22 protein-coding genes are annotated in these 20167 nt (G+C 58.2%); 11 read left to right on the top strand and 11 right to left on the bottom strand.

Features of this window, described 5'->3' with window-relative positions; translation table 11 throughout:
• Positions 1–77 precede the first annotated feature (77 nt).
• Positions 78–851 (top strand): tryptophan synthase subunit alpha, encoded by a 774-nt coding sequence (gene trpA / locus D1641_RS05640; RefSeq protein ID WP_160663535.1) that lies wholly within the window; start codon positions 78–80, stop codon positions 849–851.
• 45 nt (positions 852–896) lie between these two features.
• On the opposite strand, the gene spoIVA is transcribed toward trpA, so the two are convergent.
• Positions 897–2375 carry a stage IV sporulation protein A gene (gene spoIVA / locus D1641_RS05635; protein WP_160663533.1) on the bottom strand — a complete coding sequence of 493 codons (1479 nt, stop codon included), beginning with the start codon at positions 2373–2375 and terminating at the stop codon, positions 897–899.
• A 250-nt stretch (positions 2376–2625) separates the two neighbouring features.
• On the opposite strand from spoIVA, the gene pnuC reads away from it, so the two are divergent.
• From pnuC to D1641_RS05620, 3 genes are all read left to right on the top strand, one after another.
• A complete protein-coding gene (gene pnuC / locus D1641_RS05630) occupies positions 2626–3333 on the top strand; it encodes a nicotinamide riboside transporter PnuC (protein ID WP_347707391.1) in 708 nt (235 codons plus the stop codon).
• 47 nt (positions 3334–3380) lie between these two features.
• A complete protein-coding gene (locus tag D1641_RS05625; protein WP_160663529.1) occupies positions 3381–3866 on the top strand; it encodes a pyridoxamine 5'-phosphate oxidase family protein in 486 nt (161 codons plus the stop codon).
• A 61-nt stretch (positions 3867–3927) separates the two neighbouring features.
• A complete protein-coding gene (locus D1641_RS05620) occupies positions 3928–4446 on the top strand; it encodes a hypothetical protein (RefSeq protein WP_160663527.1) in 519 nt (172 codons plus the stop codon).
• Positions 4447–4762: 316 nt separating this feature from the next.
• Here D1641_RS05620 and D1641_RS19115 read toward each other — a convergent pair whose 3' ends face one another.
• Both D1641_RS19115 and D1641_RS05615 read right to left on the bottom strand, forming a co-directional pair.
• Positions 4763–4936 (bottom strand): hypothetical protein, encoded by a 174-nt coding sequence (locus tag D1641_RS19115; RefSeq protein ID WP_201757260.1) that lies wholly within the window; start codon positions 4934–4936, stop codon positions 4763–4765.
• 103 nt (positions 4937–5039) lie between these two features.
• Positions 5040–6560, bottom strand: a complete 1521-nt coding sequence (locus D1641_RS05615) for an SPOCS domain-containing protein (protein WP_160663525.1) — start codon at positions 6558–6560, stop codon at positions 5040–5042.
• Positions 6561–6854: 294 nt separating this feature from the next.
• On the opposite strand from D1641_RS05615, the gene D1641_RS05610 reads away from it, so the two are divergent.
• Entirely contained in the window at positions 6855–7232 is a 378-nt protein-coding gene (locus D1641_RS05610) for a hypothetical protein (protein ID WP_160663523.1), read from the top strand.
• Between the two features lie 51 nt (positions 7233–7283).
• Here the strand turns inward: D1641_RS05610 and D1641_RS05605 are convergent, their stop codons facing one another.
• The 4 genes from D1641_RS05605 to rsmD all read right to left on the bottom strand — a co-directional run bounded on the left by D1641_RS05605 (position 7284) and on the right by rsmD (position 9705).
• Positions 7284–7760 (bottom strand): hypothetical protein, encoded by a 477-nt coding sequence (locus D1641_RS05605; RefSeq protein ID WP_160663521.1) that lies wholly within the window; start codon positions 7758–7760, stop codon positions 7284–7286.
• A gap of 236 nt (positions 7761–7996) precedes the next feature.
• Positions 7997–8536, bottom strand: a complete 540-nt coding sequence (locus D1641_RS05600) for a hypothetical protein (protein ID WP_243149271.1) — start codon at positions 8534–8536, stop codon at positions 7997–7999.
• Between the two features lie 3 nt (positions 8537–8539).
• Entirely contained in the window at positions 8540–9037 is a 498-nt protein-coding gene (coaD, locus tag D1641_RS05595) for a pantetheine-phosphate adenylyltransferase (protein WP_160663519.1), read from the bottom strand.
• The gene (gene rsmD / locus D1641_RS05590) at positions 9034–9705 is read right to left on the bottom strand and encodes a 16S rRNA (guanine(966)-N(2))-methyltransferase RsmD (protein ID WP_347707390.1); all 672 of its coding nucleotides are present in this window, start codon (positions 9703–9705) and stop codon (positions 9034–9036) included. The genes coaD and rsmD overlap by 4 nt, the downstream gene beginning before the upstream one ends.
• Positions 9706–9722: 17 nt before the next feature.
• On the opposite strand from rsmD, the gene D1641_RS05585 reads away from it, so the two are divergent.
• Positions 9723–10184, top strand: coding sequence for a helix-turn-helix transcriptional regulator (locus D1641_RS05585; protein WP_160663515.1), 462 nt, complete (start codon positions 9723–9725; stop codon positions 10182–10184).
• Here the strand turns inward: D1641_RS05585 and D1641_RS05580 are convergent.
• The 3 genes from D1641_RS05580 to D1641_RS05570 all read right to left on the bottom strand — a co-directional run bounded on the left by D1641_RS05580 (position 10179) and on the right by D1641_RS05570 (position 13109).
• Positions 10179–10868 (bottom strand): epoxyqueuosine reductase, encoded by a 690-nt coding sequence (locus D1641_RS05580; RefSeq protein WP_160663513.1) that lies wholly within the window; start codon positions 10866–10868, stop codon positions 10179–10181. The two genes, D1641_RS05585 and D1641_RS05580, sit on opposite strands and share 6 nt — an antisense overlap.
• 11 nt (positions 10869–10879) lie before the next feature.
• Entirely contained in the window at positions 10880–12712 is a 1833-nt protein-coding gene (gene uvrC, locus D1641_RS05575) for an excinuclease ABC subunit UvrC (RefSeq protein ID WP_160663511.1), read from the bottom strand.
• A gap of 133 nt (positions 12713–12845) precedes the next feature.
• Positions 12846–13109 (bottom strand): HPr family phosphocarrier protein, encoded by a 264-nt coding sequence (locus D1641_RS05570; RefSeq protein ID WP_023347782.1) that lies wholly within the window; start codon positions 13107–13109, stop codon positions 12846–12848.
• A gap of 349 nt (positions 13110–13458) precedes the next feature.
• Between D1641_RS05570 and D1641_RS05565 the strand changes: the two genes are divergently transcribed.
• Together D1641_RS05565 and D1641_RS05560 are read left to right on the top strand one after the other, a co-directional pair.
• Positions 13459–13935: a sigma-70 family RNA polymerase sigma factor gene (locus tag D1641_RS05565; RefSeq protein WP_160663509.1), complete on the top strand. Its 477-nt coding sequence runs from the start codon at positions 13459–13461 to the stop codon at positions 13933–13935.
• Complete coding sequence (locus D1641_RS05560; protein WP_160663507.1) at positions 13932–15359, top strand: hypothetical protein; 1428 nt, start codon at positions 13932–13934, stop codon at positions 15357–15359. Before D1641_RS05565 ends, D1641_RS05560 begins: the two co-directional genes overlap by 4 nt.
• A gap of 45 nt (positions 15360–15404) precedes the next feature.
• On the opposite strand, the gene D1641_RS05555 is transcribed toward D1641_RS05560, so the two are convergent.
• Positions 15405–17222, bottom strand: coding sequence for an LTA synthase family protein (locus D1641_RS05555; protein ID WP_160663505.1), 1818 nt, complete (start codon positions 17220–17222; stop codon positions 15405–15407).
• A gap of 380 nt (positions 17223–17602) precedes the next feature.
• Here D1641_RS05555 and D1641_RS05550 point away from each other — a divergent pair, with 380 nt between their 5' ends.
• The 3 genes from D1641_RS05550 (at position 17603) to D1641_RS05540 (ending at position 20130) form a co-directional block, all read left to right on the top strand.
• Positions 17603–18559: a transporter substrate-binding domain-containing protein gene (locus D1641_RS05550; protein ID WP_160663503.1), complete on the top strand. Its 957-nt coding sequence runs from the start codon at positions 17603–17605 to the stop codon at positions 18557–18559.
• A 166-nt stretch (positions 18560–18725) separates the two neighbouring features.
• Positions 18726–19421 carry an amino acid ABC transporter permease gene (locus D1641_RS05545; protein ID WP_160663501.1) on the top strand — a complete coding sequence of 232 codons (696 nt, stop codon included), beginning with the start codon at positions 18726–18728 and terminating at the stop codon, positions 19419–19421.
• Positions 19408–20130 (top strand): amino acid ABC transporter ATP-binding protein, encoded by a 723-nt coding sequence (locus D1641_RS05540; RefSeq protein ID WP_160663499.1) that lies wholly within the window; start codon positions 19408–19410, stop codon positions 20128–20130. The genes D1641_RS05545 and D1641_RS05540 overlap by 14 nt, the downstream gene beginning before the upstream one ends.
• Positions 20131–20167: the final 37 nt, after the last annotated feature.

Here is a 20167-nt window from a genome sequence, read left to right as displayed (position 1 = left end):
TTTTCCTACTGCTTGCTCAAGGCAGTATTTTAGCTGCACCGCGAACAGCGGATGGGCTGTTCTTACGTGCGCACTTTATGAGTAACATTTCCAAGGCGTTTCAGAATGGAAAAGCGCTGATCCCCTTCCTCACCTGCGGCGACCCGGACCTGGAGACTACCGCCAGCATTGTCCGGACGATGGCAGACAGCGGAGCCGACCTCATTGAGCTGGGCGTCCCCTTCTCCGACCCCACTGCCGAGAGCCCAGTCGCCCAGGAGGCAAGTATCCGTGCCCTGCGCGGCGGCGTGACCACCGATAAGGTCTTTGACCTGGTCCGTCAGCTGCGGAAAGACGTCACTGTCCCCATGGTGCTCATGACCTACGCCAACGTGGTATTCTCCTATGGATCAGAGCGCTTCCTCTCCACCTGCGGGGAGATCGGTGTCGACGGACTTCTTCTGCCCGATGTCCCCTATGAGGAGAAGGAGGAGTTTCTTCCTCTCTGTCAGAAATACGGCTTGGACCTGATCTCCACCGTGGCCCACACCTCCGGCCAGCGCGCCCCCCGGATCGCCCGGGAGGCCAGCGGCTTCCTGTATGTTATGTCCAGCCCGGGGGACGCCGGAGCCCAGGGCGAGCTTCAGGACGAAATCGGCTCCATTGTGCGGCTGATTCACGGGGAAACGGGTGTCCCCTGCGCCGTTGACTCCGCCATCTCCACCCCTGAGCAGGCAAAAATGATGGCCGGCCTGTCTGACGGAGTCATTGTGGACAGCGCCATTGTCCAGCTCATCGCTGAGTACGGAAGGGATGCCGCGCCCTATGTAGCACGGTTTGTCAGGCAGATGAAGGACGCGATTGCTGAATAGCGCAGCGAGAAGGACCTCCGCCCAAACAGGTGGAGGTCCTCTTCGTTACAGGATGATGCAGATCAGCCCGCCGGAGCCCTCGTTGATGATGCGCTGGAGGGTCTCCCGTAGCTTGGTGCGGGCATCCTCGGGCATCCGGTTGATTTTCGCGTTCAGGTCCTCGTTCACCAGCTCGTGGAGGGACTTTCCGAAGATGTTGGCCTCCCAGATCTTGCTGGAATCCCCCTCGTACTCCTGAAGGAGGTAATGGATCATGTCCTCGCTCTGCTTCTCGCCCCCCACAATGGGAGAGACCTCTGTCTCGATGTCCGCCCGGATCATGTGGATGGAGGGGGCGCTGGCCTTCAGCCGGACGCCGTACCGGCCCCCCTGCTTCATAATCTCGGGCTCCTCCAGCACCAGGGAGTCGATGGGGGGCACTACAATGCCATAGCCCGTCTCCTCCACCTGCTTCAGGGCGTCGGACACCTTGTCGTAGGCCTTTTTCACCCCGGCCAGCTGGGTAAGCAGGGCCATCAGGTCCCCGTCGTCCCCAATCTCGAAGCCAGACTGCTGAGACAGCGTGTTGTAGAACAGCGACCGGGGCAGCTCCAGAAGGGCGGCGGACACCCCGGTGCCCAAGTCGATGTTGGAGATGCGGGCACCGCTGACCACCTCACAGTCCTGGAAGGACTTTACCGCGCTGTCCACATCCCGGATGCGCCGGAGCTGAGCGGTCCCCTCCCGGATGGCCCCGTACAGCGCCGCCTTGATGGGGTGCTCCTGGGGCAGGGCGTCCACCCAGGGGGGCAGGAACAGGTCCAGCTCCTTCACCGGAAACTCGTAGAGCACGCTCTTCAGGATGCCGTTGATTTCCTCCTGGTCCAGCTCCAAACAGTTGGCCGCCACACAGGTCACGTCGTACCGCTGGGCGATGTCCGACCGGATGGCCCGGGCCCGGTCAGAGTTAGGGCTGGCGGAGTTGAGCAGAACCACAAAGGGCTTGCCCATCTCCTTCAGCTCGGAGATGACCCGCTCCTCCGCCTCCAGGTAGTCCTCCCGTGGGATGTCGGTGATGGTGCCGTCGGTGGTGACCACCACGCCGATGGTGGAGTGCTCTGAAATCACCTTTCGGGTGCCGATCTCCGCCGCCTCCGCCATGGGAATCTCGTGCTCGAACCAAGGGGTGGTGACCATCCGCTCATTCTCCCCCTCCAGCTGGCCCACCGCGCCGGGCACCAGGTAGCCCACGCAGTCAATCATCCGCATCTGGAAGGCCGCGCCCCCCTCCACCTGGACCGCCACCGCGTCCTCGGGGACAAACTTGGGCTCCGCCGTCATGATGGTCCGGCCTGAGCCGCTCTGGGGCAGCTCATCCCGGGCCCGCTCCCGGCGGTAGACGTTCTCGATATTGGGGATGACAAGCGTCTCCATAAAGCGCTTGATGAAGGTGGATTTTCCTGTCCGGACCGGCCCCACGACGCCGATGTAGATATCGCCCTCGGTACGGAGCGCAATATCCTCATAGATTTTGCGATCTTCCACTGCAATTCCTCCTTCGGCTGTGTGAGCCGGTATTTGTTCCTTACAGTGTATGAGACAGGCCGGGGAATATGACAGATAAAGGGCAGGCAAATCTCCGCTCAAGCTATTGACTTTTTTGGGCAGATACGTTAAAATAACACAAATAACTGCTCTGCCACCGGGTAGAAAGCGAAAGCGTTCGTTGCACATCGTTAGGTCTTAGAAGATGTGTATACGGGTGCTTATTTTTGTTTGTATGGAGGTATTTTCTGTGTTGAGCTATCAAAAACCAAACGCTCTGTCCAGCTATTTTACAAAGCAGGAGCTCCTTTTGTGGTGCGGTTCCGCCGCGCTGATAGTGGCGTCCTTTTTGATTTTTGACAAGGAGAATCTTTTGACACTGGCCGCCTCCCTGATCGGCGTCACATCTCTGATTTTCAACGCGAAGGGCAACCCCTTCGGACAGTTCCTCATGGTCATATTCAGTGTATTGTACGGCATCATCTCTTTGACCTTCTCCTACTACGGCGAGATGATAACCTATCTGGGAATGACTGCGCCGATGGCCCTTTTCGCGCTGATCTCGTGGTTAAGAAATCCATACAGCGGAAACAAAGCGGAGGTAAGGGTAAATCGGCTGGCAAAAAAGGAAATCATTTTTATGCTGCTGCTGACCGCTGTCATAACCTGCGTTTTCTACTTTATTTTGGCGTATTTCCACACAGCTAACCTGATGCCAAGCACCCTGTCTGTCGCAACAAGCTTTCTTGCCGCCTATCTGACCTTCCGGAGAAGCCCCCTTTACGCCGCCGCTTATGCTGCAAACGATCTTGTTTTGATCCTTTTATGGGCGCTGGCCACGCTTTCCAATCCAGCCTATCTGTCGGTGGTCATCTGTTTCATACTGTTCCTGGTAAACGATGTCTATGGCTTTATCAGCTGGTCCAACATACGGAAGCGGCAGGAGGCGGGCTGTTGAATGTCTGTCCGCAAAAATATAAAATACCAACTTGGGAGGAATTCAAAATGTTTCGGGAAATGAGAAGAAAAAAACAGCTTCTGAGCCGCGAGGAGAGTGTTGAGGTGCTCCGCCGCGGAACCTCCGGCGTGCTGGCTCTGCTGGGGGGCGACGATTACCCCTACGCGGTGCCAATCAGCTATGTATACGACGGCGGCAGGATATTTTTTCACAGCGCGAAAGCGGGACACAAAATAGACGCAATCCGGAAATGCGGCAAGGCGTCATTCTGCGTGATTGACCAGGACAACATCGTCCCCGAGGAATACACAACCTACTTCCGAAGCGTAATCGCTTTCGGAAAGGTCCGTATCTTGGAGGATGAAAAAGAAGCGCGGGAGGCGATTGAAAAGCTTGCCCTCAAATATTGTCCGGAGGACAGCGAGATAAACAGAAGGCGGGCAATCGCCAGAGAATGGACGCCCCTGTGTATGATCGAATTTTCTGTTGAGCACCTGTCAGGCAAGCAGGCGATAGAGCTTGTAGAAAAATAGTGTTTCACGCCGGGCCGGTTTATGATATAATAGCGGCACTAAAATATGGGAGGTCCTGGAAATGGGAAAATATATACTTTTTGGTGTTCTCACCACACTATCAGCCGCCGCTGTTGTCCTGGGGCTAATGCGGGGCAGCGGGAAGCCTCGGAAAAGATTGCTTCGCTCCGTCCTTCTGCTGGGCGGGGCGGCACTGGTCTGCTTCGGCGGCGAGGCTGTTCTGGCTCAGTTCGACATGGGCTGGCGCTGCGGGCCGTACAATCTCATGCTGTTCCTCTGCGTGGTCCTGTTTGTCGTCATGGTGTGGCAGTGCCTGAACGTGCTCAGCCTGCTGGAGAACACCCGCTCGGTTTTACAGGCGGCCGGCTTTATTTCCTTGACACTGGTGATTGGGATCACGCTGGCATATACGGCCGCTTACTTCTGCCTCCTCAGCTGGAAGGATGATCTGGTTCCCCACAACGGACAGACCATTGTCTATGCTAATGATATTCATGGCGGCAGCGGCACCCGGCGCTACTTTACCCACATCAACAGCCTGGTCCACGGCGCCGAGATCGAGCATGACGGTCTGTGGTAGAGCTCCGCATCTTTCCGTCCATAAACACTTCAAAAGAGGCAGGCCCAAACGGGTCTGCCTCTGCTTGTTACACCGCCTCCAAACAGACGGCAAGTTGTTTTTGAAATTCACGCTCCGCGTCGGCAAGATAATTCCAAACAGCGTGGAATGCACCTGTGTACTCGCTCCCCGCGTCCTCTAGACCCAGGACCATGATCCGAAATGCCGCTACACCGTCGGAGATGCGCTGGGTTGTGGCATAATCAGATTTACCGCTCCTCCTTGGTGTGGTAATAAGGTGTTGGTGGGGCTTGCTAGGGCCGCCAGCACTCTATTTTTATGGGCCGAGTTCTTCCTCTACTTTTTCGTTGAGCCATTGGGTCTTTGTTTTGTTCTGTTCCTTTAATTTCTCTGTCAGTGCATTTAGCTTTTCCCGCGACAGAGGAACACTGAACTGCCCAATCGTCTCACGCCGCTTTCGATAATACTCAGCCCGGCTTTTGGGGGACACAGCCTCACCTCCTGTTGCTAGTCATTATACTGTAATGCTAGCAACATGTCAAGCTATCCTTCAAAAATAAAAAAGCAGGCCCAAACGGGCCTGCCTCTCGGTTTTATCGGGTGCTGGGGATGAGGAGCATCCGGCCCATAGGCAGGGTGTCCTCCTCCAGCTCGTTGGCCTGGAGGATCTGCTCCATAGTGGTGCCATGGGCCTTGGCGATGTCCCACAGCTCCTCCCCGGGTGAGGGCATCCGCAGGACAACCGAGGGCCGCTGGCCCTCCCCCGCGCTTCTGGCCTCCCCCAGCTGGGCTCCGGTCACCGCCGGGATGCTGGCGGTCTCGGTGGTCAGACAGTGGAACTCCACAGTGAAGCGCACCTCCACCCCGCCGGCGGCGGGCGCGGCAAAGACCTCCCCGGGGCAGGCGCAGTAGCAGGAGCACCTCGCCCCCTCCGGGCACTCCAGCCGGCAGGAGACAGGGATAGACTGGCGGACACACTGGACCAGCTCATTCTCATCCAGATAGATCACCGAAACCCAGGCATCCACTGTGAGAACCAGCTCCTTCCCCTCTCTGCTCTGGCGCACTTGGCCCAGGGCCAGCCGGGCGTCCACCACCGATCGGACCAGCTCTCCCGTCTCCAGCAGCTCCCGGACAGCCTGAGGCCGCACCGACTGCTCCGCCAGCCGGCACAGGGGCTGATTTTCCCGCTCCACCTCCATCAGGTATCCGGTGCTGTACAGGTCCTGGAGGAGGGTCACAGGCCGGCGGCAGCGCACCTGAGCCTGTGCCAGCAGCTCCAGGTCCACATTCAGCTCCCGGCTGTCGCTGGCGTCCTGGTCACACCGGAAGGAGGCGACCTCTACCTCCACCTGGCAGTCCCCCTCCTCCGCCGCCCCCGCGGCCTCGATAACCTGGGAGAAGGGCATGGACTCGTGGTCGGTGGTCAGCGCGCCTTCTGGCTCCTGGAGAAGGAGGTCCAGCTCCACCATGCCTTTAAAGATGAGCTTGGAGCCGATGAGCTTGCTCTCGCTGCACACCGGCTGGACCCGGGCAGCCAGCAGCATGGGAGCCTCCCCGGAGCCGGATTGAAGTCTGACCTGGTCAGAAAATGTAAAGGGTTTTTCCTGTACAGCACAGAGCTGGTAGTGCTCCCCCTGATACTGCTTTTGACAGATGGCCTTCTCCTCCGGCTCAGCTGCCCCAACACAGACGGGCCGCTCCACCGGCTGGCAGGCGGTGATGTCCACCGCCAGGTCCACCCGCAGCAGCACCTTCCGCGGGTTGAGAGCCCGGGCCTCGGCGCAGCGCAGCCGGGGACTGGCCAGCACTGTCCCCCGCTCCGTGAGGCCGGGCGCCTCCGCCTGACAGGTAAAGGGCAGGCTCACCTCCATCCGGCGCAGGCCGCCGCCCCCCTCGGGCTGGTAGAGGATAAAGGCCCGCACCGTCCCGGTGACCTGGACAGACCCCTCCCGGGCCTGCTTGCCGGTCAGGGTCGCCTGGCCGCATACGTCTACAATGCGCAGAATATCAGGGCAGGCATCGGGCACGATGCTCTCCAGCGTCTCCTCCTGACAACCGGTGACCTCCGCCACCGTCTCATAGCTGATGATGGTATCACGTTCAAATTCCATGGTGTCCTCTCCCTTGTTATAATGTCAGCCTGGCTTTGTTGACACTATATGTCCGGGAGATTTGATGTATGCCTCATTTGACCTTAAAAATCCTGCGCAGCAGCCCCCGCAGGCACCGGGGGGAACGTACCACCACGATACCCATGAAAACGCCTCCCCTCCCTTTTGATTTGACCGTTGCCGGCTGTACTATCCTATGTAGGTCCGGGGAAAGTGTGACGTTTCAAAAAACCTCTTGCAAGTTTAGTCAAAAATGGTATACTGGGAATAAGAAATTGCGGGGAGGATATCAGTATGACAGATCAGGAGCTACTTCAGGCGATAAGGGTAATCACCAAAGAAGAAATTCAGGAGTCCGAAAAGCGGACAATGACAGCTGTGAAAGCAGAAATTCAGGAATCTGAAAAGCGGACAATGACAGCTGTGAAAGCAGAAATTCAGGAATCTGAAAAGCGCACAATGACAGCTGTGAAAGCGGAAATTCAGCAATCCGGAAGGCAGATTATGAAAGACGCGGTTGTCCTCATGGATGCCGAGTTCACACCGAAATTCAATCTGCTGGCAGAAAATCAAAGCATCATAATGGAAAGGCTGGAACGCTTGGAAAAGAAAGTTGACGGCCTGGAGGATAAGGTTCTGGAGCATGATTTTAAGTTGAGAATTATCAAATAATATACAAAGCTCCCACCAGTTGTTATATGGCGGGAGCTTTTTGATTGTATTTTATTTTTTCTTACCTATACCATTGATGATTGTCCCTTTAACTCCATTTTCAAGCACCCCTTTAATTGCGCCTCTTGTATCTAAGCCTAAAGTATCATCTACCATAGTGAATGCATCTTTTATCATATTAGATCCCCGCTTTGCAAGTGTAGTGCCCGTTACCGCATTGATCATCTTTCCAGTAAATTTCCTTGCCTCAAGCATGCCAGAAAAGGCAATCGTAAGGTTCTTATCAACGGTTTGCACTTCAACCTCTGAACCTTTTTGCTTAATCTGTGCTGTGTCGTTATAAAACTTGACATTTTCAAGCAAGATTATATCAATTAATTCTCGCTCCTTTTTAAATAAGCCCTTTTCTTTTTCAAAGACTATTTTCTGTGAAGTTAATGTCATCTGCAGATTGCCTTTGTATGCTTTACATGTTACGTCATTCTCATACAGCACTACCTCTTCAGGATGTAATTCATAGTTTACCATAACACTCTTCCTTTCAATTGTGATTGGGACCATAAAAGCCGTTGCAAATTTTGCGCACTCAATTACCTTAGCATTTATAACACGGGCAAAACATATGAACTTTGAGTTGCTGTTATTTTATATCATTATTTAGGGCAATAAAAGCAACTATCTCTTGGGTATTCTCGTTGTAAGAAAACTTATTTTAAAAAACCGGCCTGCGGTGGGGTATTCCCCACAGAAGGCCGGTTATATCTTTAATCCTTGTCCGCGTCAAACATGGTGCGGCCTCCGCCGCCGGGGGCACCCTGGGCGCCGGGTGCGGTGCCGTTGACAGTGGCAGCCGCAGCGGCGCGGAAACGGGCCCGGGACTGCTTGATCTCGTTGTAGGCCTCAGTTACGGCCTCCTCGGTCCGGCGCAGGGCGTCCTCGCAGTACTCGTTGGCCGAGCGCTTCAGCTCCCGGCTGCGCTCCTCGGCCTGACGCATCATATCGTTGGCCCGCTGGCGGGCCTGGAGGGCGATACTGTCGCTGGCCAGCATCTGCTTGGCCCGCTCCTCCGCCGCCCGGACAATGGACTCGGCCTTGCGCTTGGCCTCCGCCTCCATCTCCGCCCGGCGGGCCATCATCTTCCGGGCCTCGGTCAGCTCCATGGGGAACTGGCTGCGGATATCGTCGATCAGGTCCAGGGCCTGATCCCGCTCAATCTGGCACTTGTCATTGGACAGAGGGACCCGCTTCGCCTCGTCGATCATCTCAAAGAGCATATCCAAAAGTTCTTCCACACCGCTTGCCATTGGTCAGTCTTCCTTTCTTTCGATCTCTCTCATGCGCCGGTTTACATCGTCCACAATCTCCCGGGGAACAAGCCCCGTCAGGTCCGTTCCGTAGCGAGCCATCTCCTTGACAATGGTAGAGCTGAGATAGGTATATTTTTCGCTTGACGCCAGGAACATAGTCTCAAGCCTGGGGTTCAGATGCCGGTTAATCACCGCCATCTGGACCTCCTGCTCAAAGTCGGACACCGCCCGCAGCCCCTTGACCACCACATGAGCCCGGCGGCGCTTGGCGTAGGCCGCCAGCAGCTCACTGGAGTAGTCCACCTCCACATTGGGGAACCGGGCGGTGGACTTGCGGAGAAGCTCCACCCGCTCCTCCGGGGTAAACATCCCGGTTTTTTTGGAGTTTACCATAACGCACACAATAACATTGTCGAAACAGGCGGCCGCCCGTTTGATGATGTTCAGGTGCCCCAGAGTCACCGGGTCAAAGCTGCCCGGATAGATGGCTGTACTCATCGCTTCACGCTCCCGGCCCGGCGGCAGACTGTCAGCTTAATCTGCCCGTACCGATACTCCCGCCCCGCCTCATAGGGGGCTTCCAGGGGAGGAACCATCCATTCCAACCCACTTTCGCATACCATTATACCATGTTCCCGTAAAATGTCAAACTGTGTAATCATATTTAAGCATTGATTTAACAAATCAGTCTTATAGGGCGGGTCCAGGAAAATAACGTCAAACCTCTCTCCGCACGCGCGGAGAAAGGACAGAGCCTCGCTCTGCGCCACCTCTGAGCAGACCTCAAAGCGGCAAAGCCCAATATTTTCCTTCACCAGAGCTGCCGCCTCCCGGCGCTGGTCCACAAAGGTACAGTGCTCCGCCCCCCGGGACAGGGCCTCCAGCCCCAGCTGGCCGGTGCCGGCGAAGAGGTCCAGCACCCGCCGGCCCTCCAGCTCAAACTGGACGATGTTGAACAGGGACTCCTTCACCTTGTCGGTGGTGGGACGGGTATCCGTCCCCTGGGGCTCCTTCAGCTTTCGGCCTCTGGCCGTGCCGGAAATAATACGCATAAGCTTCTCCTCTTTTGTCCTATCAGATTTTGTCAGGTATTCGGGCGAAACTGCAAGAGAAAACAGGTGGCTTTTTGGGCCCGGACCCGTTACAATGAAAGCGTAATCTATCAAAAGAGAGGTGCGAAACAATGAATTTAGGAAACAGCCTGTTCCACGCCCGGAAGAAATCCGGCCTGTCCCAGGAGGAGGTGGCGGAAAAGCTGGGGGTGAGCCGGCAGACCATCTCCAAATGGGAGACGGACGAGACCATACCGGATATCCGCCAATCCAAACGGCTTGCCCTGCTCTACCGCCTGTCTCTGGACGAGCTCATCGACTTTGATCTGGACGTCCAGGAAATTGAACAGGCCATCGCCCGCAGCGACGAGAAGCGGGAGGAAAAAATCGACTGGACCAGGGCCTGGGGCAAAAAATACCCCATTTTGCTGCAATACTCCTCCCAGGTCAACATCGACTATTACGCGGTCAAGCTGGAGGTGCTGATTCAGTCGCTGAGGGACGAGTACGGCTACAGCGAGCTGGACGCCATGCTGGTGCTCAAGGACATCCTGGCTCAGGTGTGGAAGCGCCGGAAAACGGCGAACTCATAGCTGGGAGCGCAGCCAGCGCTGGGTGTAAGGGCACACGGCGAAGCACCGGCCGCACAGGTCCACATGGAGCCCCGTGGCCTCCTCCATGCGCCGGAGCTGGGCCTCCTTGCACGCCTCTTTGTTCAGCAGGGCCTCACGGGGCATCCCCGCGCTCCATAGGACACCCTGCAATGCCTGCCCCGGACAGCTGTCCACACACTGGGTGCATCCGCCGCACCGGCTCTCGGTAACGGGCCGGTCCGGCGGCAGCGGGGCGTCGGTGAGCAGGCTGGAGATGCGGACGGCGCTCCCGTACTCCGGCGTCACCAGCAGGCAGCTCTTCCCGATCCAGCCCAAGCCCGCCCGGGCTGCGAAGGTCTTGTGAGGGATGGGGACACACCAGTTCTCATCCTTCTTCATCCGCTCCAGCGTGCAGGCCCAGGCGCGGAAGCCCCTGTCCTTTAAAAAGTCCGCCCCGGCGGTGACGATTTCGTCCAGCTGCCGGTTCAGCCGCTGATAGGTGTCCCGGTACTCCAGGGTGGGAGCCGTTTTCAGGTCCTCCACCACATGGGCGGGAACGGGCACCGCCACCGATACTCCCGTCCCAAGCCCCTCCATGGAATACTCGCTCATGTCTGCCGCGCCGCACAGCACCGCGCCATGTGCCCGCAGAAGGGCAAAGAGCTCCTGCTTGAACTGTTCCATTTCATTTCCTCCTAGTCCTTATCTGACTCTGTCTCATGGAAATATTCAAAGACTGCCTGGGCGGTATTTTTCGGTACGACCTCCTGAAGCTGCCCCAGAGAGGCGGCTTTAATGGCCTTCACCGTCTTGAAGTGCTTCAGCAGCTGTTGGCGGCGCTTCTCCCCCACCCCGGGTATTTTGTCCAGAACGGAGGTCTTTACATGTCCTGCCTGGAGCTGGCGGTGGTACTCAATGGCGAAGCGGTGGGTCTCCTCCTGAATCTGTCCGATCAGGGCAAAGACCGCCGGGATAGACTGGATGCCGATCTCCCGGCCGTCCGGGTGGACCAGGGCACGGGTGCGGTGACGGTCGTCCTTCACCATGCCGAAGGCGGGGATGTTCAGATTCAGGGTCTCCAGCACCCGCTGAGCCACCTTCACGTGCTCGTGGCCGCCGTCAATGAGAAGCAGGTCGGGCTTGTCTGAAAACTTCTCGTCCCCGTCCAGATACCGGCGGAACCGCCGGGTGAGCACCTGCTCCATGGAGGCGTAGTCGTCGGGGCCCTCCATGTCCTTGAGCTTGAACCGGCGGTAGTCCCGCTTTAACGGCTTGCCGTCCACGTAGACCACCATGGAGGCCACGATGTCGCTGGCCCCCTGGTTGGAAATGTCGTAGGACTCCATCCGCCGGGGGGGCTCCTCCAGGCTGAGCATCTTCCCCAAAGCCTCCAGCAGCTTGCTGCGCCGCTCCTCGTGGGTGGTGGCCCGCTCCACCTCCTCTTGGGCGTTCTGGTTGGCCATTTTAATCAGGTCCATCTTGGCCCCCCGCTGGGGGGTGACCAGCTCCACCCGATACCCCACCTGTTCAGACAGCATCCGGGTGAGGGGGACCTGGTCGGGCAGCTCGCATGGGATGAGAATCTGCCTGGGCAGGCGGGTGCGGCCCACGTAGTACTCCCGCATGAGAGAGGACAGCACCGCCCCCTCCTCCTCCTCCATGGGGGTCTCCAGCAGGTCGAAATCCTTGGCGGCCAGCTCGCCGTCCACAAAGTGGAGAACCACAAAGCAGCTCCTGGCCGTCCCCCGGAAGAAGCCGGCCACGTCGGTGTCGGCCAGGGAGGCGGCAATCACCTTCTGCCGCTTGCCCAGCAGCTCGATGGCAGCGATCCGGTCCCGAAGCTCCGCCGCCCGCTCGAAGCGCAGCTCCTCCGCCGCCCGCTCCATCTCCTGCGTCAGGTCCCGCTGCACATCCTTGAACCGGCCCTCCAGCAGAGACACCGCCTGGGCAACAGCCTGGTCGTGCTGCTCCTTCAGCTCGTCCCCCCGGCAGTAGCCATCGCACTTGCCCATGTGAAAGTTGAGGCAGGGCCGCTCCTTGCCGATGTCCCGGGGAAACTTCTTGTTGCAGGAGGGCAGGCGCAGGGCAGTTTTCAGGGCATCAATGATGCCCTGGGTGCTGTGCCGGCCGGCGTAAGGCCCAAAGTACCGGGCGCCGTCCTCCGCCGCTCTGGAGGCCAGTGAGAACCGGGGATATGCCTCGTTGGACAGGCGGACATAGGGATAGCCCTTGCTGTCCTTGAGGAGGATGTTATATCGGGGCTGGTGCCGCTTGATGAGGGAACACTCCAGCACCAGGGCCTCAAACTCGCTGTCGGAGATGATGACGTCAAAGTGGTCAATCTGAGACACCATGGCCCGGGTCTTCTCGGTGTGAGAGGCGGAGTCCTGAAAATACTGGCTCACCCGGTTTTTCAGGGCCTTGGCCTTGCCCACGTAGATGACGGTGCTCTGGGCGTCCTGCATGATATAGACCCCGGGCTTCAGGGGCAGGCCGTGGGCTTTTTCTTTCAGCTCGTCAAAAGTCATAACGTCTCCCTCCCGGAAAGCAAACCCATATGGGGGCGGCCAACAGCCGCCCGCAGGCAGATAATATCTGCCCCTGCAGAGTGATAACAGCAAAAAAGGCGCCGCAACGCGGCGCCTTTCTGATTTGTGGTGCTTACTCGGAGAAATCGGAAGAGATCATCTTATACAGAGCCTCCACCGCCTCTTTCTCGTCGGGACCATCAGCAATCAGCTTGATGGGAGTGCCTTTTACGATGCCAAGGGACAGGACGCCCAGCAGGCTCTTCGCGTTGACCTTGCGCTCCTCCTTCTCCACCCAGATGGAACTCTTGAACTCGTTGGCCTTCTGAATGAAAAATGTAGCGGGTCTGGCGTGCAAACCGACCTGGTTATTCACGACAGCTTCTTGACTATACATATCGCGTACCTCCACCCTATATATCAGGATATGGGATTAGCATAGCAGATTTGTCCCTGTTTCGTCAATGGACATTTGCACAAATATTCTCACATTTTTTAAGAGGTTTTACAGGATAAATTTGTTTTACGTTCCATCTTTTCCCAGAACCCCGGCATGACGGCGTTTTTCTCCCTTTTTTGCAATTTTTTCAGGCGAAATATTCTTCATCCGCGCCGGAATGTTTTTTGGTGATTTTCACAGGAGGACAAGCCCCGGCGCGCTGTGCCATAATTGAAGAAAAAATTTTCCTTTCAGCTGTGACCCTTCCCCCTCCCCCATCGTTATCCCTGTGAAAGGAGGTCAGGCGATGAAGCAAACAGTCAGCGCGGGCCAGTTTGAAGCGGCCTACGACGCCCACAGCGGCGCGGTCTACCGGCTGGCCATGGTCTACCTGGGCCGGCCCGCCGACGCGGAGGACGTGACTCAGGAGGTCTTTGTCCGCCTGCTGTACCGCGCCCCCGCCTTCGCCGACAGCGGCCACGAGAGGCGGTGGCTCCTGCGGGTGACGGCCAACCTGTGCAGGGACCAGCTGCGGGGCTTCTGGCGCAGGCGGGTGACCGAGCTGGAGGACACCCTCCCCGCTGCGCCGCCCGAGGAGCAGGAGGCCCTGGCCGCGGTGATGGCCCTGCCGGAGCAGTACAAGCTGCCTATCCATCTCCACTATTACGAGGGCTACTCGGTGGCGGAGATCGGGGAAATTCTGAAGCTGGGTCAGTCGGCGGTAAAAATGCGGCTGAAACGGGGCCGGGAAATGCTGAAGCTGGAATTGGAGGGATCGCTTTGAACATCATCGACTACCGCCGGGGGATGGACAGGATCACCCCCAACGCAGAATTAAAGGAGCGTATTATGAATCAAACAAAGAAAAAATACATCCCAATACACCGCACCCTGACGGTCGCGCTGGCGGCGGCGCTGACGGCTGCCTGCCTGTTTACTGTGGCCCTGGCGGCCAGCCCGGAGCTGCGCACGGCGGTGCTGTCCTTCTTCCACATGGAGGAGCGGGAGCAACTCCCTGGTCAGAGCGGGGCCGTCAGCGAGCCCGGCATCAGCCAGGCGGACATCGGGCAGACGGTCAAGGCCCAGTATATCAAGATGGATAAATACTATGGCATATCCGGCAATCTGCTGAACGACCTGACCTGGAACGACGAACGGACGGCTCTGTTGTCCTACAAATTCTGGGAGATCAAGGACAATGAGCTAATCCCTGTTGAGGTGAATATGCAGACCAGCCAAGTTGACATAACCCATAATGGCATCCACTATCAAGGGGAGTTCTGGTGGTTCGTCCACGAGGGACAGCTGGACTTTTTCACCGGCGACAACCGCATAATTGATGAGGACGGGGAGCATGAATGGGACTGGAATCTCTCCTGGATACCGGGCCGCACCGACGCGGTGCTCCTCCGGCTGTCCACCGGGCGGCAGATGGAATACAGGGAGTACCCCTTCCTCTACCACCTGGACACCGGCAAGACCGAGGACCTGTTTGCCAACGTGGACCCCGGCGTGATGGAGCAGTCCGACGGCGCCATCTGGTCCGATGATTTCCGTCTGGCTGTGATCACCAGCCGGGCCAGCGAGGAGTTCCACCATGGCCGGGAGTGGCTGTATAACCGGGAGAGCGGGACGCTCACCGACGTGAGTACTCTGGGCGGCGTAGGCGCTGACTCAGCGGCATTTACGGACGACGACACCCTGATCCTTTACGACCTGACGGACAATGCGGACGGAGGCGTTCAGTCTGTATCGGCCTACTCCTATGACATTTCTTCCGGCCGCACGGTCCAGACGCTGGAACAGACCCCTTACTGCCGCTCCTGGTATGAGAACCCCAGCGGCGTGATGACCTTCGGCAGCCGCTGCGTCCTCATCTCGGAAACGGGACAGGTCCAGGTGGTAGACCTGAAAACCGGAGACCGGACCCTGCTGGACGGCTTTACCTTCCAAACGGGGGATGACTTTATGGTCAGCCCCTCGGGAAATAAGCTGCTGTACTTCGCCATGGACTCCGCGTCTGCGGGGCTGGGCATTTCTCAGCTGGGGATGGTGGACCTGGAGGAGGGCAAATTCTTCGCCTTTGACCGGGAGGGATATGAAAATCTCTATGAAAGCGGCATCGGCTGGAGTGACGACAACACCGTGAGCATCAACGCCAACTCCCTGGATGAAGAAACCCGGTATTTGTTCCTCTACACCTTCTGACCAGACGCCGGGCGGCGCTCCAGACACCGGAGCGCCGCCCTTTCGTCAGTCCATACAGAACATAGGCCGGGCCTCGTCAAAGAGGTCCACCATGCCGCAGTAGTTGAGCACCTCGTATTTCCACAGCCAGTCCTTCTGCTCCTCACTCAGCTCCGATTTTTTCAAGAACTGCCCGTCGGCGGTGACAAAGCCCACAGGGGTGACGGCTGGCATCACCTCGTACAGCTCAGACAGAAACTCCATGTACCCGGTGAGGGGCAGGCCGGCGGTCTGGGCGGTGAGCACCCCCAGGAAGTTGGGGCTGATAACCACGTCCTGCCTCTCCTCGATGTCGTAGTTGGCCCAGATGAAGAAGGGGACGGCGTACTGCCGCATGACCTCCTCGGTGGTACGCTCGGACAGCTTCTTGCCGTACAGCGCCTCATAGAAGGCGTTGGTAAGCGGGGGCTGGTGGTCGCCGAAGAACACCACCAGGGTGGGCTCCTCACACTGGCTGTAGTAGCCGATCAGCTGCTCCAGCGCCTTGTCGCTCTCCCGCATCAGAGCCAAAAACTGCTCCGCCGTCCGGTCCGCAGACTTCAGATTGTCGGGCAGCAGGATACTCCGCTCCAGGTTACGCCAGCCCTGGGCGTAGCCGCTGTGATTCTGCATGGTGACGTTGAAGAAAAAGCTGGTCTCCTCCCCTTCGGTAGCTCTGTAGATCATCTCATAATCCGACTGGTCGGAGATATAGCTGCGGATCAGGTAGGGACTGGGCACATCCTCCTCATACATCTGCCGGTCGAAGTCCAGATAGTCATAGGCGATGATCCGGTTCCAGCCCGAGGATTTATAGGGGTGGAAGGCCGTCGTGGCGTAGCCCTGGCTACCGGCCAGGGCGGCCAGGGAGGGCATGCCCTCCTCCACATAGAGCTGATAGGCCACCGTGTGGGGTGGCTGGAACAGGCTGGTGAAGCCGGTGAGATACTCAAACTCAATGGTGGCCGTGCCGCCCCCGGTAACCGAGGAGTACATCCAGCCCTTGACGGTGTTCTCCTCCAGGGAGTGAAGGAAGGGTGTGGGGTCCTCCGAGGCGTCCAGGCTGTCAAAGATGGTCAGGTCTCCGAAGGATTCGTTCATGATAACAACGATGTTTACCGGCTTTTTCTCCAGGTCCGCCGGAACGCCGGGGTACTCCTCCGCCAGCTCCAGCACCCTGTCCCTGGAATAGCCCTCCGGCTTATCCACCGAGGAGTACCGCAGGGCGATGGAGAAGTTGAGCAGAAAGCCGTTGCGCTGGGTGACCCACTGCTGGGTGTAGATGTCCAGGGCGGGGAGCATCCCGGTGCAGAAAAAGGCGTAGCAGTAGCAGATCATGCTCCCCCACAGGGCGATCCCCGCCAGGGGGCTCAGCCTGGCCCGCTCTCTCTGCGGGGTGCAGAAAAATACCAGGGCCAGATAGGCCGTCAGCAGGATGGCCGCCTGGGTGATGTAGATATCCACGGAGTAGTCAAAGCCGCTGGCTACGTTGGCGGCGGTGCGCCAGCCGGTGATGTCCGCCGGGAAAAGGATGCGGCCCCGGAAGCGCAGGATGTAGTGGTTCACCAGGCCGAACAGAAAGCACACAGCCGCTCCCGCCGCCGCCGCGCGCCGGTTCCGCCCCAGAAGCAGGCGCAGTACCGTAAAGATGCAGTAATAAAAGATCATGTTCATCAGCACCTGCCAGGCGGCCAGGTCCTGGAACACATCATTTTCATTTAAAATCTCCACCATCCACAGGCACACCCAGGGCCCCAGCATTAAGACCAGCCGGGAAGCCCAGCGCTCCGGATATTCCGCCAGATTCCGGAGCAGGCGGCGGGGTGTATCAAACAGCGTATCCATAGTGTTTCCTCCTGTTTTATCCACAGACAGGGAATAGAATAGCAACTTTTTCAAAAAAAGCAAGGGGCTTTTTCCATCTTTAATAATTTTTTAATTTCCTCTTCTATAGACGCAGAATCCTCCGCCAAGTTCCCCTCCGCCGCAGAAAATTTGTGAATATTATTTCGTATATTCATTTTTTATGCATCCGCTTCCCGGCCCCTGCCCTCCGTATTTTTCAAAAAAATGCCTTCTCTATCCGATTTATACAAAAAAAATAGAGCTGGTTTTCTATTTTTGAATATCTATCTATTGACTGTGCATATTTTTTCAGCGTATAATCAGGTCAGCGTCCGGGAAACCGGGCCAATCCATTCAGCGTTTGAAAAGGAGTTTTTAGAATGAAAAAGATTTTTGCTCTGGCTATGGCCGCAGCCATGGCTCTGTCCATTGCCGCCTGCGGCGGAAACGGCACAGACAGCTCCAACAAGGGCGGGGCCTCTTCCGGCGCCCCCTCCTCCGCTTCCGGCAGCCAGGCCGGCGGCAGCGGCTCCAGCGCCGCCCAGCCCTCCGGCGGCGCCGACATCTCGGTGTACACCAACGCCTACTTCGCCCCCTTTGAGTACTACGACGGCACCGACATCGTGGGTGTGGACGTAGACGTCATGAACATGGTGGGCGAAAAGCTGGGCCGCAAGGTGGTCTACACCAACGTGGAGTTCGGCACCATCATCGACACCGTCTCCGCCGGCAAGCTGGCCGACGTGGGCGCGGCGGGCATTACCATCACCGACTCCCGGAAGGAGCTGGTGGACTTCTCCGACCCCTACTTCACCTCCGTGCAGTATGTGATCTATCCCGCCGGTTCCATGACCCCCGACGGAGCTGACGGCGACGTGAGCTACATCCTCTGGGACTCCCTGGCCGGCAAGAAGATCGGCGTCCAGGCCGACACCACCGGCGATATCTATGTGGACATGGAGATCAACGCCGCTGACGGCGACGACTACGACCTGGGCCGGGACGGCGTCCTTCTCAACACCGGCGCCGAGGAGACCCGCTACGACAGCGCCCAGCTGGCGGCGGACGCCGTGGGCGCGGGCCAGGTGGACGTGGTAGTTGTGGATTACCTGCCCGCCTCCTACATTGTGGAGAAGAACAGCGGCTTTGAGTGCGCCGCCCTGTACTACGACGCGGGCGTTGACGGTGCAGAAGCCCCCTTCCCCACCGAGGAGCAGTACGCCATCTGCGTCACCAAGGGCCAGGACGAGCTGCTGGCGGCCATCAACGGCGTGCTGGCCGACCTGGGCAAGGACGGCATCAACGACCTGGTGATGAAGCACATGGGTCTGGAATAAGCGTATACTGCGGCGGAACGGTACTCTCAGGCACTGTTCCGCCGCTTGCCGTAGGGGCGCACATTGTGCGCCCGCCACGATGCAGGAGCCGCCAATCGACCACGGGCGTACAATGTGCGCCCCTACACGCCCTGTTATGGGCATTACAGCGGAAAGAGGGAATCACATGACCTTTTTTGAGAAATTCACCCTGATCTTTACCAACGCCAAATATCTGGACAGCATGCTGACCGGCCTGCGCATGACTCTCGCTATCTCCGTCGGCGCGGCGGTGCTTGGCCTGATCCTGGGGACCATTGTGGCCCTGGTGGGGCTGGCCAAGTCGAAAAACCCGCTGATGAAGATACCCAAGCTGATCTGCGCCCTCTATGTCACCGTGGTGCGGGGCACCCCCATGGCCCTCCAGCTGTTTATCATGGCCTTTGTAGTCTTTGCCATCCGGGGCTTCCCCCTGGTGGTCACCGCCATCATCGCCTTCGGCATCAACTCCGGGGCCTATGTGTCGGAGAACATCCGGGGCGGCATCCTCTCCGTGGACATCGGGCAGACGGAGGCCGGGCGCTCCCTGGGTCTGTCCTCCGCTGCGACTATGTGGTACATCGTCATCCCCCAGGCTATCAAGAATGTGATTCCCTCCATCGGCAACGAGCTGATTGCCCTGATTAAGGAGACCTCCATTGTCAGCATGATCGGCATGTACGACCTGACTGCCGCCGCAAAGAACGTGGGCAGCGGACAGAATCTGGCAAACTACCTGGCCCCCATGTCGGTGGCCGCCCTGTTCTACCTGGCTATTGTCTATCTGCTCACATTCATCATCAAAATCATTGAGGGGAGGCTGCGTCAAAGTGATCGACGTTAAAAATCTGTCCAAGTCCTTTGGCGACCACCTGGTGCTGGACAACATCTCCGAGCACATCAGTCCCGGAGAAAAGGTGGTTGTGATCGGCCCCTCCGGGTCGGGCAAGTCCACCTTCCTGCGCTGCCTCAACCTGCTGGAGACCCCCACGGCGGGGACCATCACCTTTGAGGACACCGTCATCACCGACCCCAAGGTGAAGATCGACCAGGTCCGCCAGAAGATGGGCATGGTGTTTCAGCACTTCAACCTCTTTCCCAATATGACCATCCGGAAAAACATCACCCTGGCCCCGGTTCAGACCAAGCTGATGAGCCAGGCCGAGGCCGACGAGGTGGCCGATACCCTGCTCAAGCGGGTGGACCTGGCTGACAAGGCGGAATCCTACCCCAACCAGCTGTCCGGCGGCCAGAAGCAGCGCATCGCCATCGTCCGGGCCCTGGCCATGAAGCCCAAGGTCATGCTCTTTGACGAGCCCACCTCCGCCCTGGACCCCGAGATGGTGGGCGAGGTGCTGGACGTGATGAAGGAGCTGGCCCGGGACGGCATGACCATGGTGGTTGTCACCCACGAGATGGGCTTCGCCCGAGAGGTGGGCAGCCGGGTCCTCTTCATGGACAGCGGCCACATTCTGGAGCAGAATGAGCCCCACGCCTTCTTCGACCACCCCCAGAACCCCCGGACCCAGCTGTTTTTGTCCAAGGTACTGTAATCAACCCGAAAGGGGCCGTCCAGCCGACAGCCCCTTT

The sequence above is a fragment of the Colidextribacter sp. OB.20 genome (assembly GCF_009911595.1).
Taxonomy (GTDB): Bacteria; Bacillota; Clostridia; order Oscillospirales; family Oscillospiraceae; genus Lawsonibacter.
Note: the sequence above shows the minus strand (reverse complement) of the source record. Positions and strands in the feature narration are given on the sequence as shown.